At 61.6% G+C, this 16931-nt stretch carries 12 protein-coding genes and 1 riboswitch; of the genes, 1 reads left to right on the top strand and 11 read right to left on the bottom strand.

Annotated features, from left to right (window positions below; genetic code table 11):
• Positions 1-158 precede the first annotated feature (158 nt).
• The gene (locus tag K9B32_RS08275) at positions 159-2273 is read left to right on the top strand and encodes a carboxy terminal-processing peptidase (RefSeq protein ID WP_224561465.1); all 2115 of its coding nucleotides are present in this window, start codon (positions 159-161) and stop codon (positions 2271-2273) included.
• Between the two features lie 205 nt (positions 2274-2478).
• Here K9B32_RS08275 and atzF read toward each other — a convergent pair whose 3' ends face one another.
• The 11 genes from atzF to K9B32_RS08220 form a co-directional block, all read right to left on the bottom strand.
• Positions 2479-4290: an allophanate hydrolase gene (gene atzF, locus K9B32_RS08270; protein ID WP_224561464.1), complete on the bottom strand. Its 1812-nt coding sequence runs from the start codon at positions 4288-4290 to the stop codon at positions 2479-2481.
• A gap of 3 nt (positions 4291-4293) precedes the next feature.
• Positions 4294-7833, bottom strand: coding sequence for an urea carboxylase (gene uca, locus K9B32_RS08265; RefSeq protein WP_224561463.1), 3540 nt, complete (start codon positions 7831-7833; stop codon positions 4294-4296).
• A 2-nt stretch (positions 7834-7835) separates the two neighbouring features.
• Entirely contained in the window at positions 7836-8486 is a 651-nt protein-coding gene (locus K9B32_RS08260; RefSeq protein WP_224561462.1) for an urea amidolyase associated protein UAAP2, read from the bottom strand.
• Positions 8487-8496: 10 nt separating this feature from the next.
• Complete coding sequence (locus K9B32_RS08255; RefSeq protein WP_224561461.1) at positions 8497-9318, bottom strand: urea amidolyase associated protein UAAP1; 822 nt, start codon at positions 9316-9318, stop codon at positions 8497-8499.
• The gene (locus tag K9B32_RS08250) at positions 9315-10139 is read right to left on the bottom strand and encodes an ABC transporter ATP-binding protein (protein WP_224561460.1); all 825 of its coding nucleotides are present in this window, start codon (positions 10137-10139) and stop codon (positions 9315-9317) included. Before K9B32_RS08250 ends, K9B32_RS08255 begins: the two co-directional genes overlap by 4 nt.
• Complete coding sequence (locus tag K9B32_RS08245) at positions 10136-10954, bottom strand: ABC transporter permease (RefSeq protein WP_224561459.1); 819 nt, start codon at positions 10952-10954, stop codon at positions 10136-10138. Before K9B32_RS08245 ends, K9B32_RS08250 begins: the two co-directional genes overlap by 4 nt.
• A gap of 59 nt (positions 10955-11013) precedes the next feature.
• Positions 11014-12087, bottom strand: a complete 1074-nt coding sequence (locus K9B32_RS08240; protein ID WP_224561458.1) for a putative urea ABC transporter substrate-binding protein — start codon at positions 12085-12087, stop codon at positions 11014-11016.
• 75 nt (positions 12088-12162) lie between these two features.
• Positions 12163-12271, bottom strand: a riboswitch (guanidine-I (ykkC/yxkD leader).
• Positions 12272-12711: 440 nt separating this feature from the next.
• Positions 12712-13062: a hypothetical protein gene (locus tag K9B32_RS08235; protein ID WP_224561457.1), complete on the bottom strand. Its 351-nt coding sequence runs from the start codon at positions 13060-13062 to the stop codon at positions 12712-12714.
• A 115-nt stretch (positions 13063-13177) separates the two neighbouring features.
• The gene (locus tag K9B32_RS08230; protein WP_224561456.1) at positions 13178-13723 is read right to left on the bottom strand and encodes a sarcosine oxidase subunit gamma; all 546 of its coding nucleotides are present in this window, start codon (positions 13721-13723) and stop codon (positions 13178-13180) included.
• Positions 13716-16649, bottom strand: a complete 2934-nt coding sequence (locus K9B32_RS08225) for a sarcosine oxidase subunit alpha family protein (RefSeq protein ID WP_224561455.1) — start codon at positions 16647-16649, stop codon at positions 13716-13718. Before K9B32_RS08225 ends, K9B32_RS08230 begins: the two co-directional genes overlap by 8 nt.
• Positions 16646-16924 carry a sarcosine oxidase subunit delta gene (locus tag K9B32_RS08220; RefSeq protein WP_224561454.1) on the bottom strand — a complete coding sequence of 93 codons (279 nt, stop codon included), beginning with the start codon at positions 16922-16924 and terminating at the stop codon, positions 16646-16648. The genes K9B32_RS08225 and K9B32_RS08220 overlap by 4 nt, the downstream gene beginning before the upstream one ends.
• Between the last annotated feature and the right edge of the window lie 7 nt (positions 16925-16931).

The following is a 16931-nucleotide window of genomic DNA, read 5'->3' as shown; positions in this document are numbered from 1 at the left end:
TGGGGTGGCAGCTTCTTTGGGTGCCCCCTGTCTGTCGTTTGAACGGATTTTTCGGCCATACGAATTGGCGCGTATGATCCACCCGGTTGCCAAAAAACCACAATTGCTTCACCTAAAAGCACATCGACACTCGGCATTAAGAATTGGATCAACGCTGAATGCGCATATCATACGTCTTCCTTGGTGCATTTGTTGCACTCGTACAGTCCGCAAATGCCGAAGTCGCATCACCGCCTGTTTTGGCGCCGCTAAAGCAACAGGCACAAGCCGCTCAATTGAGTGCACAATTTCTCACGCGTTTCGGCTACAAGCCTGTTCCACTCGACGACGCTTTGTCGGCGAGGATCATGGATCGGTTCATTAAATCACTCGATCCCGACCGCGTGCTCTTCCTGCAGGCGGACATTGACAGGTTCATGGCGGAGCGCAGCGAGATCGACGATGGCATTGATAGGGAGGACTTGAAGATCCCGTTTGCGATCTTCAACGTGTATGAACAGCGCGTTGTCGACCGCATGAACTACGCGCGCAACTTGCTTAAGGAGGACTTCGATTTCGCGGCGCAGGAAACTTATTCCGTGCTGCGCGACAAGGCTCCTTGGCCGCAGTCGGAAGCGGCGAGCAATGAACTGTGGCGCAAGCGCGTCAAAAGCGATTGGTTGCGGTTGAAACTGGGTGGCAAAACCGACACGGCTATTCGCGAAACGCTCGACAAACGCTACGCGAACGCCCTCGAGCGCGTTTACAAGTACAAAAGCGACGACGTTTTCCAGTCGTTCATGGATGCCTATTCAAACTCGATCGACCCGCACACGGACTATTTTGGCGCGAACGCTTCGGCCGATTTCAATATCGCGATGAAACTTTCGCTCTTTGGTATCGGTGCGGTTCTGCAGGAACGCGACGACTACACGACGATCCGTGAGCTCGTGCCTGGCGGGCCGGCGCAGTTGTCCGGGAAGCTCTCGGTCGGAGACCGCATTACCGGCGTTGGGCAGGGCAAGGATGGGGCGATCAAAGAAGTGGTGGGCACGCGCCTTGATGAAGTCGTGCAATTGATACGAGGGAAAAAAGGCTCTGTCGTGCGCTTGGACATCCTGCCGGCCGATGCCGGAGCCGATGGCACCCATCGTGTTGTCAGCCTGGTGCGCGATAAAATCAGCCTCGAAAAACAGGCGGCCAGCAAGGCCGTGCTGCCGGTGAAAGTGGGCGATGCGACACGTAAAATCGGGGTGATTACTCTGCCAGCGTTCTATGAGGATTTCGAAGCCCGGCACAAAGGAGACAAGGACTACAGAAGCGCAAGCCGCGATGTCGCCAAGCTTCTCGGCGAGCTGAAACAAGAAAAGGTCGACAGTGTTCTCATTGACCTGCGCAACAATGGCGGCGGTTCATTGGACGAGGCGATCGATTTGACCGGCCTGTTCATCGGCCATGGCCCGGTCGTCCAGCAACGCGGCAGCGACGGTAAGGTCACGGTAAGAAGCGCTGATCTTCCAGCCCCTGTCTGGACTGGTCCCGTTGGTGTCCTGATCAATCGCGGGTCGGCCTCAGCTTCAGAGATTTTTGCTGCGGCAATCCAGGATTACGGTCGAGGCGTGATTGTCGGCGAACCCAGTTTCGGCAAGGGGACAGTTCAAACTGTCGTTAATCTTGACCAGATGGTTCATAACAACAAGCCCGAATTCGGTGAACTGAAAGTGACGATTGCCCAGTTTTTCCGGATCAATGGCGGTACGACGCAGCTGCGCGGTGTGACGCCTGATATTAGCTTGCCCGGACTTTCGGATCCGACACGTTTTGGCGAGACCAGCTATGACAATGCCTTGCCGTGGGCGCAGATCAAGCCTGCGACCTATGCGCCCGACGACACTGTAACGACCTTGCTGCCGACACTGCAAAGTCGCCATGATGCCCGGGTTGAGAGCGATCCGGACTTCCAACGCCTGTTACAAGACATTGCTGATCTGAAGGCGCAGCGTGAGAAAGGGATTGTCTCTCTCAATGAAGCCGAACGTCGTAGCGAATTGACTGCTCGAGAAAATCGTCTCAAGTCTCGAGCGCAAGCAAGCGATGGCGAAGATACCGGTGATGATGGTCTGCAGGCAAACGAGCGCAGCCTAAGTGCTGATATAGCCATTGAAAATGCCCGCAAGAAGGCAAAAGACGTTTTGCTGGATGAGGCCGGCGCCATTCTTGCCGATGAGGCGGATTTGCACGAAGGAGTGCTAAAGGCAGCCACAAAACAATCGGGAAGCACGGATGGAAAATAGTCATTCCGACCGGCAGGGCGGCGGCGAAGAGGGCAGGGCGGTGAATGCCTGCGAGGCTTCTCGAGGAAAAGCAAGCTGGCGATCAAGGCCGCACCGGCAATCGATTACCATATTCCGCGACCGAACCGTCGAAAGGCACTTCGGGCCTCAAGCGCCGCCAGCAGGGCTAACAGGAGCTTTTTGAGACGATGCTTCACGCTGTTTTTCATTTCCCCATCCTTTGATTTGCGATGTAGGCGCGCCAGCCTCCGAATTCGGTTATCTCGCGCGCAGCTTCGAGGGCATGAGCTTCGCAGAGAAAACCGGAAGTTTGGGAACCGTCATCGAGAGTTACCTTGCCGATGCCGAGCGGGGCCGGGATGTTCTGCACAAAACGCCCGAAAGCCTCCGGCGTGACTTTCCAAACCTCAACTTCGAGCCCTTTGCCGGCAAAGCCCGGTTCGCGGATTAGGCCCGGCTTCGGCGGTGCGGTATCGGGCAGAACGAACAGGCGGTAGTCCGGCGCAGTACGACAGGATTTGACGCGCTTGCCGCCTGGCCGGGTCAGTTCGTGGTTGAGGGGCATACCGGTGAGATGCGCCCCGACGACGACGATCGGCACCAAGCCGTCATCGGCCTGCGGCACGCGGCTTGCCTCGGGGATTAGCGCCAGGCGATCCTTGCCCATCCCCGCGTTCAAGATGCGATGCATAGCGTCGGCGAAGGGTGCGAGGGCGTCGTCGGTAAAGGCGGGCCCGACCAGTGTCACGCCGGCCGGCAGATGGCCGTCGGCGTCGAAGCCGGCCGGAACGGCGATCGCCGCACAGTCGAGCAGATTGACGAAGTTGGTGTACCGACCGAAATGACCGTTCTTGACGATCGGATCCGCCATCATTTCTTCAACCGTATAGGTGGTCGGCGAGGTCGGCAACATCAGGATATCAGCCTTCTCCCACTCCTTTCCGGTCTTTTGGCGCAGTGCTTCGAGCTTGTATCTGCCACCGAAAGCAGCGACCGCGTCATAGGCTTTCGCGCCCTCGATGATTGTGCGAACCGTCGGGTCGAAGTCACCAGCGTTGGTGACAAGAAAATCCTTCACCGCAGCCAGCCGTTCGGCGACCCAAGGACCGTTGTAGAGCAGTTCGGCGGCCTCCCGGAACGGCGCGTAGTCGAAGGGAACGATGGTGGCGCCGAGGGCGCGCGCCCTTTCGATTGCCGCATCATAGAGAGCCTCGACGTGCCTGTTGCCGAAGAATTCCCGTTCGGCTCCGTCGAGCACGCCGATGCGCAAACCGGAGGTGGGCAGGTTGGTGGGAACCGCCTTGCGCGAGAACGGATCGGCGGCGTCATAACCCTCCATCACCTTGCGGATCGCGACGCCGTCGCCGACGGTTGCGGCAAAGACGGTGACGACATCGACGCTGCGGCAGGCAGGCACCACGCCGACATTCGGCACCAGTCCCGGTGTCGGCTTGATTCCGATGAGATTGTTGAAGGCTGCCGGCACGCGGCCGGAGCCAGCCGTGTCAGTGCCGAGTGCGAAGCTCGCCAGGCCCGAAGCGACGGCAACCGCCGAGCCGGAGCTCGAGCCCCCCGACACATAATCCTTGTCGAAGACCGAGCGCGGTGCGCCATGCGGCGAGCGTGTACCGTTCAGGCCGGTCGCGAACTGGTCAAGATTGGTCTTGCCGATCACGATCGCGCCTGCCGCCCGCAGCCTTGCAACGACTGTTGCGTCGTTTTCAGGCTGATAGGCGAAGGCAGGGCAGGCGGCCGTGGTCGGCAGACCCGCCACGTCGATATTGTCCTTCACAGCGAAGGGAATGCCCCAGAGCGGCAGGCTGTTCGGCTCAGGCACACGTTCCATCAGAGCGCGTGCCTCGGCCCGCAATGTGTCATCAGGCGTCGGCGTGATGAAGATTGCCGGATCCTTCGAGGCTGCCCGACGGGCAATGACGGTATCGATAACGTCGAGCGGGCTTTGACCTGCCTCATAGGCTGCGCGAAGGCTTGTCAGATCAAGAATGGTCGGCAGCATGGGTCAGCACTCCTCCAAAACAACAATGACATCGCCCGCTTTGACGTTTCGTCCGGGCCCGGCGCGCAGGTCGCGGACGCGGCCCGGCGCATGTGCGGTAACGTTAATTTCCATCTTCATGGATTCGAGGATGGCAAGCGTGTCGCCGGCCGCGACCGGTGCGCCCGGCTCGACCAGCAGTTTCCAGATATTGCCAGGCACCGCGCTGGCAACGCCAAAGCAGCCTTCGGGAATATCCCCATCCAGGCTTTCGCCGGTTCCTTCGTCCATGACGAAGCTGTCGAGGCCCGCCTCCTTCCAGCTCTGGCGCTCCGCATCGAAAGCCGCCTGCTGGCTTGCCTTGAAGGTCCCGATCGAGACGGCATTCGCCTGCAATTGCCTCTCATAGGCGGCATAGGAGAACTCCGCCTCCTCGATCCTGACGGGATAACCGCCATGCGGGAAGGCGCTGCGGGCTTCCGCCAATTCCTGGTGGCTGACCGGGAAGAAGCGGATCTGATCGAAGAAATCGAGCAACCACGGCTTGTCCTTCGCGAAAACCGGCGTCTGCCGCCAGGTGTTCCACACCTGGATAGTGCGGCCGAAGAGCTGGTAGCCGCCGGGGCCTTCCATGCCATAGATGCACATATAGGCCCCGCCGATACCGACGGCATTTTCCGGCGTCCAGGTGCGGGCTGGATTGTACTTCGTCGTTACCAGCCTGTGGCGTGGATCGACCGGTGTGGCGACCGGCGCGCCGAGATAGACGTCGCCGAGGCCGAGCACGAGATAGCTGGCATCGAAGACGACGTCGCGCACCGCCTGTTCGTCCGCCAGTCCGTTGATGCGGCGGATAAACTCGATGTTGGAGGGGCACCAGGGCGCATTCGGCCGGACGAGCTCCTGATACTTGCGCATGGCAAGTTCGGCATCCGGATCATTCCAGGAGAGTGGCAGATGCACGATGCGGCTCGGCACTTTGACGTCCTGCGCTGCCGGCAGGCTCGCCTCGATCTCGGCCAGCAGGCCGAGGAGGCGTTTGCGGGTCAGCGCCGTACCGTCATAGTGGATCTGTAGCGAACGGATGCCGGGCGTGAGATCAATGATCCCCGGCACACGCGCCTGCGATACGGCCTGCATTAAGAGATGCACCCTGAGCCGCAGGGCGATATCGAGCGTCATCGGCCCGTATTCGACCAGCAGATTGTCATCGCCCTGGCGGCGGTAAACGACCGAGACAGGCCCGTCGTCGCGGTGGCCGACGATCGGCGAGCCTGCTTCTTCCTTCGCGCGATGCACCGCTGGACCGGCAATCGGATCTTCAGGTCGCGCGACGGGATGGAAGCGGATGCGATCGCCCGGCTTAAACTGACCCATCTTCCATTGTTCGTCACGGGCGATCACCGCTGGGCAGACGAAGCCGCCAAGGCTCGGCCCGTCAGGCCCGAGGATAATCGGCATGTCACCGGTGAAATCGATCGCGCCGATCGCATAGGCATTGTCGTGCAGGTTGGAGGGGTGAAGACCGGCCTCGCCGCCATCGCTGCGCGCCCATTTCGGCGCGGGACCGATCAGGCGCACGCCGGTGCGGGCGCTGTTGAAATGCACCTCATAGCTCGTCGAGAACAAGGTCTCGATATCGCCGTGCTGAAAGAAATCAGGAGCGCCGTGCGGACCGTAGAGAACGCCGACATCCCATTCGCGCGTCAATTCCGCCGGCTCGGTTGCCGACTTCGGCGGTTCGACGGAGGCCTGACGGGCAAGATGCAGCACATGGCCGGTTTTCAGCGTGCCGGTCGCGTTGCCGCCGAACTGGCCAAGGCCGAAGGTGGCGCGCGAGCCGAGCACGACGGGGGCGGCAAAACCACCAGCCACGGCGAGGTAGGCCCGCTGCCCCGGCCCATCGATGCTACCGATCGAGAGGATCTGACCGGCGCGGATGGTCACGGCTTCGTCATGGGACACCTTTACGCCGTCGACGCTCATCGCCATCTTGGCGCCGGCAAGCGCGACCAGCGTATCTGCATGGAATTTCAGTACGGGACCTGAGACCGTCAGTTCCAGCGCCGTGACCGTGTCACCGTTGCCGACGAGGCGATTGGCATGGCGGAACGAGCGCTCGTCCATCGGGCCGCTCGGCGGCACGCCGACATGCCAGAGGCCAAGCCGGCCCGGCAATTCCTGAATGCTCGACTGTGCGCCCGGCGCGATCACCTCGACGACGTCAGGTACGAAGGAAAAGTCGCGCAGCGCCGTCGTCGCCACCCTGCCGCTCGCGAGAAGCTCGGAGCCGGCAATGGCGCGAAGATAGTCCAGATTGGTCTCGATGCCCGATATCGCCGTGCTGGCAAGTGCCGTCTTCAGCTTTTCGATTGCCGCCGGACGATCCTCGGCGGAGACGATCACCTTGGCGAGCATCGGATCGTAGAAGGGCGTCACTTCCGTCCCAGTCTCGATCCAGCCGTCGATGCGCGCATCTTCAGGAAAGGCGACCTGCGTTAGCAGGCCGGCACTCGGGCGGAAATCGGCATGCGGCATCTCGGCATAGACGCGCACTTCGATCGCTGCCCCTTTCGGCTGCAGAGCCTCGGCGCCCGAGAGCACGTCCTCGCCTGCAGCCTGGCGGATCATCCATTCGACAAGGTCGATGCCGAAGACGGTCTCCGTTACGGGATGCTCGACCTGCAGGCGGGTATTGACTTCAAGGAAATAGAAGTCCTCACGCAGTGGATCATAGATGAATTCAACCGTGCCTGCGGACTCGTAGGAAACCGCAGCGCCGAGGTCGATGGCTGCCTTGTGCAGACGGGCGCGGGTTACGGCCGAAAGGCCGGGGGCAGGGGTCTCCTCGACTACCTTCTGGTTTCGTCGCTGCAGCGAGCAGTCGCGCTCGCCGAGTGCGATCACCTTGCCTTTGCCATTGCCGAAGATCTGTACTTCGACATGCCGTGCCTCTGCCACGAAACGCTCGATATAGACGCGCGCATCGCCAAAGCTTGCCCGCGCGGTGCGCTGCACGCTTTCGAAGGAGGCCTTCAGGCTCTCAGGATCGGCGCAGAGCCGCATGCCGATGCCGCCGCCGCCGGCTGTGCTTTTCAGCATGACGGGATATCGGATCATCTTTGCCGCCGAGAGCGCTTCATCGGCGCTTGTAAGCAGGCCGGTGCCAGGCAGGAGCGGCACGCCGCTCGCCTTGGCGAGCTCGCGGGCCGTATGCTTGAGGCCGAAGGCAAAGAGGTGCTCGGGTCGGGGACCGATGAAGGCGATGCCTTCGGCGGCAAGGCGCTCGGCAAAGCCGATATTTTCCGACAGGAAGCCATAGCCGGGATGCACCGCCTCCGCCCCCGTCGCCTTGCAGGCAGCGATGACGGCATCGACATTGAGATAGCTTTCGCTGGCCGGTGCCGGCCCGAGGCGGACGGCTTCATCGGCCATCATCGCGGGCTTGGCGAAACGGTCGGCATCGGAATAGACGGCGACCGAGGCAATGCCCATCCGCCTCAGGGTCTTGATGACCCGGATGGCGATTTCGCCCCGGTTGGCGATCAGGACTTTTTTGAACATGATCAGTCCTCGCCATTCCAGATCAGCACTCGGATCGGCGTCGGGTCGAAGCCGTTACAGGGGTTGTTGATCTGCGGGCAGTTGGAGATGACGCAGAGCACGTCCATCTCGGCGACGAGTTCGACATAGTCGCCCGGCGCGGAAATACCGTCGACGATCGTCATCTCACCATTCGGCCTGATCGGCACGTTCATGAAGAAATTGATGTTCGGCACGATATCGCGCTTGCCCATGCCATGCTTGCTGACTTCGAGGACGAAGTTGTCGCGGCAGGCATGCAGATATTTCGTGCCATGGCCGAAGCGCACTGTGTTGCTCTCGCAGGAGCAGGCGCCGGCCGAAGTGTCGTGACGCCCGCAGCTGTCTGCCGTCATGGTCAGCATGACATTGCCTTCATTCGACATGATCTTGGTGCCGATGCCGATATAAGCGGCGCCCTGCATGCGCATCGTATCCTGGTTGGAATAGCGCTCGGAAAAATCATCGGCACGGTAAAAGAGCGTGTCGATCGCCTGCTGGCCGTAGCTATCCTCGATACGGATGGTCTGCCCCTTACGCACGATGCCGGACCATGGGGCTTCCGCCGCAATGAAGTGATCCTGCGCGGCACTTTCCACGCTGCGGGCAGCCGAGGTCTGGATGAAATCTGACATCGTCTTCTCCTCAGGCCTGCATCAGGACGTTGTTTTCGAAACCGCGAACGGCTTCGGCAGTTGCCGTGCGGCAAAGATCATCCGCAGCCGGGATCGCGGCCTTGTAGCGGGTGATGACGACCGGCTTGGGCTGGTAGGTCGGGTCGGGATCAAGCGGATGCGGGCAATTGGAAAAGCCGACCAGCATGTCCATTTCCGCGCGCAGCTCGACATAATCGCCGCTGTTGGAGCGCTTGCCTTGCCAGCCGAAGCCGCCCGCTTCGGCGAGGCGCACGGGGGCGAAGAGATTGAGGATGCCGGGTATGTCGCGGCGCTCGAGGCCAAGCTTGACAGCGGCGAGGATCAGGTTGTCGCGGGTGTTGCGTGTCTTTTCGCCCGGATATTTCGCCGTGTTCGAGGCAGCGCTCGAGCCGCCCATCAGGCAGTCGTGGGCGCCAGAACTGTCCTCGATCATCGAAAACATGACGCGGCCCATGTCGGAGAAGATCACGCGCCCCTTGCCGAGCGCCGTCGTCCACTGGACTTTGGCGGTATCGACGAGATTGATCCGCTCGCTGGTGTCGGCGGCATTCCAGGCGACGAGCGCCACTGTGGAATTGCCTTCAGCCTGATCGATGCGGATCGCCTCCCCACGCAGCAGCTTCGTCGACCAGTACCAGCCGCCCGGGACGGTCTCCTGGTGGATAACGGCGGCAGCATCGATGGCCGGCGCCGGCAGCGGGCTCGGGTCGGGCAGGGCCTTGGGGGCGAATTCCAGCCCCTTCTTCTGATGCTCCTCATAGCGCGCGCGATTTGCGGCGATTTCCATGGGCGAGCGTCTCACATGCATCATTGCATCTCTCCTGACGGTGCCAGGTCGTCCCGGCGGTGCCCCAGGGAAGCGACCGGGCCGTCCCGGTCGGGGCTGAAGACTGGCGACTGGCCGGCAAGGCGCGGCGGCCAGATGGAGATATCCTTGGTGATGGTCGCGCCGTAGCGCTCCTTCTCCTCCGGCCGGTCGCGGCGCCGCTCGAAGGCGACGACACGGCTCGCAAGCGTGAAGGCTTCGCGCATATCGTGGGTAACCATGACCACGGTCATCTGCGTCTCGTGCCAGAGTCGCTTCATCAGCGTGTGGATTTCAGCACGGATGCCGGGATCGAGTGCGCCAAAGGGCTCGTCGAGCAGCAGCACTTTCGGCTTCATGATGAGCGCCTGGGCAAGCGCAAGGCGCTGCTGCATGCCGCCGGAAAGCTGGGCTGGATATTTGCCTTCGGAGCCGGCGAGGCCGACATCGGCGATCAGCTGGCGTGCTTCCTCGATGGCGTTGCGGCGTGTGGTGCCGAAGAGCTTGGCCTTGTATCGCGCGGCGGAAAATTCCTTGCCGAGCAGCACATTGCCGAGCACGGTCAGATGCGGAAATACGGAATAGCGCTGGAAGACGACGCCACGATCCGGTCCCGGTTCCGGTGGTAGAGGCTCGCCGTCGAGCAGGATTTTCCCCTTCGTCGGCTGCTCCTGGCCAAGCAGCATGCGCAGGAAGGTGCTCTTGCCGCAGCCGGAGGGGCCGACAAGGGCGACGAAGGCGCGCGAGGCGACGGTCAGGGACACGTCCTCGAGCACGATCTGGTCGCCGTATTCCTTCCAGACTCTTTCGACCTTCAGTTCGCTCATGCCTGCTTCTCCAGTTCCGACCAAGGGAAGACGGCGATGCGCAGGCGATCGAGCAGCGCGTTCATGACAACGGCAAGCAGGGTGATCCAGACGACATACGGGAAGATGATATCCATCGAGAGATAGCGGCGGACGAGGAAGATGCGGTAACCGAGGCCGGAATCCGAGGAGATCGCTTCGGCTGCAATCAGGAAGAGCCAGGCCGGACCAAGCTGCAGTCTGAGGCAGGTGATCAGCCGCGGCAGGACCTGCGGCAGCACGACACGCAGGCCGATCTGCCACGAGGAGGCGCCGAGCGTCTCGGCTTTGACGATCTGCTCGCGAGGCAATTCCAGCGCCTTCAGCGCCAGATCGCGGATCATCGTTGGCGCGACACCGATGACGATGAGGGCGATCTTCGACGTTTCGCCGAGCCCCAGGATGATGAACAGGATCGGCAGGAGCGCGAGCGGCGGCACCATGGAAATGACGGCGATGAATGGCGCGAGCAGTGCTCTGAGATAGGGCAGCATGCCGATCAGCATGCCGATCAGGAGCGCGATCGCCGTCGAGATGCCGAGGCCTGAGAGCAGCCGGATCAGGCTCGCTCCGGTGTCCGACCATAGCAGAAATTCGCCGGTGCGCTGGTCGGCGACGAAGGCCAGACGGTTGATCGCATCGGCAAAGCCGGCAAGGCTCGGCAAAAGCTTGTCATTGGCGTTTTCCGCCAGTCGCGCGGCCGAGCCGAAGGCATAGGCAAGGGCCAGCAGTACGAAGGGCAGCAGCATCAAGGCAAGCTGCGCGCCCCGGCTCGGCCTCGTGTTGATCCAACGCATGGGAACTGCTCCGCTGCTAAAGGGGAGGAGGCGCCGGCAAACCGCGCCTCCTGTTGCGGTCAGAGCGAACCGTCGGCGGCTGCCTTCATGTAGGTCTCCGTGAAGCGCAGCTTCACATTGCCGCTGTCGCCCAGAACCTTGCCGTCGGGCATTTCAATGCCGATGACGTCGGCAGACGGAGCGCCATTGCCCAGGAGGCCCTTCTCGAAGAGGAAGTTGCGGACCAGATCCATGGTCTTCGGCAGGTTGGGCGAGGCGGTGAAGGCAACGGCGTCAGCCGGTTTGTCGAAGAGCTTGGTAGCGGCAAGCTGGGTTTCGAAACCGGCGAGGTCTGTGCCGGACGCCGAGCCCATGGCCTCGCGGGCTGCCTTGCCTTCCACGGTATCGGCCCGCAGTAGGGCGGCCGTCTCATACCAGATGCCGGCAAGCGCCTTGCCGAAATTCGGATTGTCCTTCAGCACGCCGCTATTGGCGACCATCAGGTCGATGATTTCGCCCGGCACCTGTGAGCTGTCGAAGACCTTCTTGGCGGTCGGGTCTTCCAGGATGGTCGACACCAGCGGGTTCCAGGTGACGACGGCGGTGACATCGGGCGTCTTGTAGGCGGCGACCATGTCGGCGTCGGACGTGTTGACCACCTTCACGTCGCGCTCTGTCAGCTTGATGCCTTCGAGCGCGCGGGCGAGGAGGTAGTGCGAGACGGAGAATTCAACGAGGTTGACGTTCTGGCCCTTGATATCGGCAAGGCTTGCCTTGTCCTTCAGGATGACCGCGTCATTGCCGTTCGAGAAGTCGCCGACGATGACGGCGGTCGTATCGACGCCGCCGGCGGCCGGGATCGACAGGCCGTCCATATTGGTCAGTGTCACGGCATCAAAGGCGCCCGCCGTGTACTGGTTCATCGACTCCACGTAGTCGTTGAACTGCGTGACATCGATCTTGATGCCGTACTTGTCGGCCCATTTCTTGACGATGCCGTGATCGGCGGCATAGCCCCAGGGCATCCAGCCGACATAGATGGACCACGCGACCTTGAATTCGGTCTTCTGCTCGGCCCTGGCGGTGGAGCCAAATCCCAGCGCCAACGAGGCGGAGAGGGCGGTGATGGAAAGGATCTTCGAAAAAGTCTGCATTGAAATTCCCCTTTTGCTTTTCTTCAAAAAGGGATCGGCAATGACCATCGTGCCGCCAATCCCTTGGCTTACGAGGTCTCCCGGGCTTTTGTCCCGCCGTGCACCCGACGGGATTTCTCCCCCGCCGACGGCAGCTCTCGGACCAGCACGCTCTTGAAGCGCCGGAACCCTAGCCACCAACTCAGTATTTTCGAAGCAAGAGGTGTGCCAAATTATAAACTATTGATTTTCATCATTTCTGTGTCCGGAGCGATTCATGACTGTGTACACTCAACAGCAATTGCCTAATGTTTGAGCACGAACTGGCCGGCGCTGCGCACAGAAGCGCCGCGCATCTTATCAGTCGCGCAAAGTAGCGTTCGAGAACCTCCTGATGTTGCCACAAACCCCAATCTTCTTCTGGAGTTGAGAGGCTATGGCAAGCGCGCGGGAGTCACGATTATCTGAGCATCGTTTCCAAGCAAGCGGCATCCAATCTTTTTCTTGAAAGTCCGGAAACCCGCGGCGAGTTTGAGCAAGAGCTTTAGCGCCGCCGTGGCATAGCGTCTCCGCCGTTTCCAAGGCACGACCGAACACCCAACATGGCCACGGACATCGTCTGGCACCGTTCCCCGTCGCGGGCACCTAGCGCACCTCAATCGTGCCGCAGAATTCCTTCCCATCCGGGTATTTGAAGCTGTCGCCCGCAGTCGTCGCCACCTCAGCGATCATAGACTGGTGGGGTCCATGGGACGCAAAGGCAATCGGTATGATAATGCCAAAGCCGAAAGCTTCGTGAAGACGCTCAAGGTAGAAGCAGTTTACCCGATGGCGTCCGAAACCTACGACGATGTCATCGAGCATCTTCCCTGCTTCATTGAGGAGACTTGCAACAAACGAAGGCTGCAGCCGGCGCTGGGGTATCTCAGCCCCAGGCAGTTCGAGGATCAACATATCCGGCTGACGGGCAAACCGCAGCCTGATCTCTCTGTCCACCCCAAGTGGGGCACTCCAAGAACTTGGCCACGACCACTAACCCGAAACATACGGTCTAAGAAGCGGGTCAATTCTCGGCGGAAACGCCGGGTCGGTTCTCAGTGGAAATCAGCATTCAAGATGCAACGCGCGCGCCACCCAGCGATAGCGCCAGTACCTCGAGCTCATCGTACAGAGATTCCGCAAAGCTGCGCAGCACCGTCAGCTCGAAGTCGTCAGCACCGGTGCGTGCGACCTGCACCGATATGTGGCCGAAGAGCGTCACCACGGCGCGTCCCTCAGGGAAGGCTGACGGATGAAGGTCGATCGCCGTGCCCTTGCGCAGTAATTCGGCGGCAAGCAGGCCGCAGACGCCGATGCGGACGCGGCCATGGCTCTGGTCAGAGACGAAGGCGCTACCGGCAAGAGCGTTGGAAAAATCCTGAATAAGGGCCGTGGAGAGGATATCGTTGCCGGCGATGAACCATTGCCGGTATCCGGCCGGGCGCACGGCGCTGTCCTTGATACCAGCCGCTGAAAGATGTGCCTCGAGGCCTTCGGTCGTTGTCGCTCCCATCACCTGCAGCAGATGGCCCTCGGGCCGGGCCTCGAGCCGGAGGCCCGGACCTTGCGAAATGGCTTTGCCGGCAAGGACCGAGCTTTTTTCTGGAAGATCAGGCATGGAGCTTCTCATTTTCAGGATCGATGAAGACCGGGCTGCAGAGCTGCCCTTCGGTGAATTCATTTCGAAGGCCGTTCCAGATCAAGACTTTTTCGCCGATCCGCTTCGGCCCGTTCTTGACCAGTGCCAGACCGATCGTGTGACCGAGGCTCGGCGAAAAGGCACTCGACGTCACATAGCCCTGATCGTTTTCCAGCGTTGCTGCTGCGCCGTCCGCAAGGATATGGGCGCCTGTGCGGAAGCTTGTCGCCGGATCCAGTGGCTTGACGCCGACGAGCTGTGGGCGGTCGGTGGCCTGAAGACCCTCGCGGGCAAGCATCGCCTTGCCGATGAAATCGGCCTTCGTCGCGGAGACCAAACGGGCGAAGCCGAGATCACCCGGCGTAACGGTGCCATTGATTTCGGCATGGGTGACATGGCCCTTCTCGATACGCATGACGCCGAGCGCCTCGGCACCATAGGGGCAGATCTCGTACTTCTGCCCCGCCCGCATGATGGCATCGGCGACGGACTCGCCATAGGCAGCGGGCACGCCGAGCTCATAGGCGAGTTCGCCGGAAAACGAGATGCGAAAGAGCCGGCCCTCGAGCTTGCCGCCGAACAGCGTGACCGCGCGTGCGCTCATGAATGGGAAGGCGGCATCGGATATGTCCTCATCGACGATCTCGGAGAGGATCGCCCGGGATTTCGGCCCCGCGACCGCCATCTGCGCCCATTGGTCGGTGGAGGAGGCAAAGTAGACCTCAAGCTCAGGCCAAAGCGTCTGAGCGCAGAATTCGAGGTGGGTCAGCACGCCGGCGGCAAGGGCTGTCGTCGTCGTCATGAAGAAATGCTCCTCACCGAGACGGCTGGTGGTTCCGTCATCATAGATCATGCCGTCTTCACGCAGCATGATGCCATAGCGCGCCTTGCCGACGGAAAGCTTGGCGAAGCCGTTGCAATAGATGCGGTCGAGGAAGGTCGCCGCGTCCTTGCCGAAAATCTCGATCTTGCCGAGTGTCGAGACATCGCAGATGCCGGCATTCTTGCGGATGTTCAGCACCTCGCGGTCGACACTCTCGCGCCAACTCTTTTCGCTCTCGCGCGGGAACCAGGAGGAACGATACCAGAGCCCGGTCTCGACGAAGACCGCGCCGTTCTTCTTCGCCCAGTCGTGCAAAGGTGATTTGCGCGCGGGTTGAAAGTGCTTGCCGCGCGATGAACCGGCAAGGGCGCCGAAGGAGACCGGCGTATAGAAGGGCCGGAATGTCGTGGTGCCGACTTCGGCGGGCGACACCCCACGGGCCTCGGCGAGAATGCCGATCGCGTTGATATTGGAGAGCTTGCCCTGATCGGTCGCCATGCCGTTCGTCGTATAACGCTTGGCAAGCTCGACATGCCCATAACCCTCACGCACGGCAAGGCCGAGGTCCTTGAGGTGGACATCGTTCTGGAAATCGACGAAGGCCTTGCCCTTGCCACCCTTGACGGACCAGAGCGGTGAGGCGGAAGCCTGTATGTCTTCCACCGGCAGGAAGGCAGGCTCGATCTTGGCGAGACCGATCGCCTCCAGCGCCTCTACTGCCTTGCGCGCGCCGTCACCTAGGCACGCATCCGTTGAGGCAAGACCGGCAGCCGAACCCGCGATTAGCAATCCCTCCTGCCGCTCCGGCGCGAGGAAGGCTGCATGCTTGTCGGACCAGGCCGGCCTTCCACCGCGATGGCAGGCAAGGTGAATGATCGGGCTCCAGCCGCCGGACATGGCAAGCGCATCGGCTTCGACCTGTTGTATTCCTGAGGCCGTCGCAATGCTAACCCGACGCAGCTGCTTGCCGCCATGCGCATCGATGATGCGGGCACCTGACAATAAGGGCGCTTTGCCGTTCCAAGCGTCGCTTGCCCCAGCGCGGCTGTCGACGATGGCGGCGACTTCGATACCTGCCGCTTCGAGATCGGCTGCCGTTTGGTAGCCGGACCGGTTCGTGGTGAAGACAACGGTCCGCTTGCCCGGTGCGACCGCATGGCGGTTCAGATAGCTGCGCATGGCGCCCGCCATCATGACGCCTGGAATGTCGTTGCCACCGAAGACGAGCGGCCGCTCTTCGGCGCCGGTGGCAAGAATAGCCTGCCTGGCGATGATGCGCCAAAGGCGCTCGACCGGCCGGTGCGCATCGGGCGTTGCGACATGTTTCTGCACACGCTCGACGGCGCCGAAGACGTTGTCGTCATACCAGCCGATGACGGTCGTACGCGGCAGGCACTGGATGTTCGGCAGGCTTTCGAGTTCGTTCAGAATGTCGCCAAGTGGTGATTCGCGATCAGTAAGGAAGCTGCCGCCAAGGGCAAATCCTTCGTCCGCAAGCAACACGCGCGCTCCGGCGCGTCCTGCCGTCAGCGCGGCGGCGAGCCCCGCAGGCCCCGCGCCGATGACGAGCAGGTCGCAATGCGCCCAGCATTTCTCGTAGGAATCGGGGTCCGTCTCATAGGATGCCTTACCGAGGCCGGCGGCCTTGCGGATGACCGGTTCGTAAACCTTCTCCCAGAAGGCGGCCGGCCACATGAACGTCTTGTAGTAGAAACCGGCGCTGAGGAAGGGCGAGAGCAGTCCGTTGACGGCGCCGACATCGAAGCCGAGCGAGGGCCAGCGGTTCTGGCTGCGCGCAACCAGCCCCTCGTGCAGTTCGATCATCGTGGCGCGGCTGTTGGCCTCCGTCCTGCCTCCGGCTCCGGTGGTCACCAGCGCGTTGGGTTCGGCCGCACCCGCCGTCAGAATGCCGCGCGGCCGGTGATATTTGAAGCTGCGCCCGACGAGCTGGATCCCGTTGGCAAGCAGGGCGGAGGCGAGCGTATCGCCGGGGTGGCCCGTGAGATCGGCGCCGTCGAAGCTGAAACGGATGCTCTTGAAGCGGTCGATCCGGCCGCCGAAAGAAAGGCGGAAACTGGTCATGCCTGATCTCCGAGCTTGGCAAGGGCTGCGTCGCTGACGCCGTAGACCAGGTGGGTAACCGTATCGCGCTCGACGACCAGCCAGCGGCGGCAACCGGAGGAATGGTGCCAATATTCCTTGTGCCGCCCCTTCGGATTGTCACGCAGGTAGACGTAGTCGTACCAGGCGTCGGGACCGGCAGTGGGAGCCGGGCGAGCAAGGCTTGCGTCGCCCTTGATGGTAAATTCCTCCTTGGGACGAATGCCGCAGTGAGGGCAGGAAATCAGGCTTGCCATGTCGTCA

The organism is Rhizobium sp. 3T7, from assembly GCF_020166565.1.
Taxonomy (GTDB): domain Bacteria; phylum Pseudomonadota; class Alphaproteobacteria; order Rhizobiales; family Rhizobiaceae; genus Rhizobium.
Note: the sequence above shows the minus strand (reverse complement) of the source record. Positions and strands in the feature narration are given on the sequence as shown.

Bases quoted from the DNA above. Each gene is read 5' to 3' on its own strand.
- K9B32_RS08275 (WP_224561465.1), top strand. From the start codon at position 159: ATGCGCATATCATACGTCTTCCTTGGTGCATTTGTTGCACTCGTACAG.
- atzF (WP_224561464.1), bottom strand. From the start codon at position 4,290: ATGCTGCCGACCATTCTTGATCTGACAAGCCTTCGCGCAGCCTATGAG.
- uca (WP_224561463.1), bottom strand. From the start codon at position 7,833: ATGTTCAAAAAAGTCCTGATCGCCAACCGGGGCGAAATCGCCATCCGG.
- K9B32_RS08260 (WP_224561462.1), bottom strand. From the start codon at position 8,486: ATGTCAGATTTCATCCAGACCTCGGCTGCCCGCAGCGTGGAAAGTGCC.
- K9B32_RS08255 (WP_224561461.1), bottom strand. From the start codon at position 9,318: ATGATGCATGTGAGACGCTCGCCCATGGAAATCGCCGCAAATCGCGCG.
- K9B32_RS08250 (WP_224561460.1), bottom strand. From the start codon at position 10,139: ATGAGCGAACTGAAGGTCGAAAGAGTCTGGAAGGAATACGGCGACCAG.
- K9B32_RS08245 (WP_224561459.1), bottom strand. From the start codon at position 10,954: ATGCGTTGGATCAACACGAGGCCGAGCCGGGGCGCGCAGCTTGCCTTG.
- K9B32_RS08240 (WP_224561458.1), bottom strand. From the start codon at position 12,087: ATGCAGACTTTTTCGAAGATCCTTTCCATCACCGCCCTCTCCGCCTCG.
- K9B32_RS08230 (WP_224561456.1), bottom strand. From the start codon at position 13,723: ATGCCTGATCTTCCAGAAAAAAGCTCGGTCCTTGCCGGCAAAGCCATT.
- K9B32_RS08225 (WP_224561455.1), bottom strand. From the start codon at position 16,649: ATGACCAGTTTCCGCCTTTCTTTCGGCGGCCGGATCGACCGCTTCAAG.
- K9B32_RS08220 (WP_224561454.1), bottom strand. From the start codon at position 16,924: ATGGCAAGCCTGATTTCCTGCCCTCACTGCGGCATTCGTCCCAAGGAG.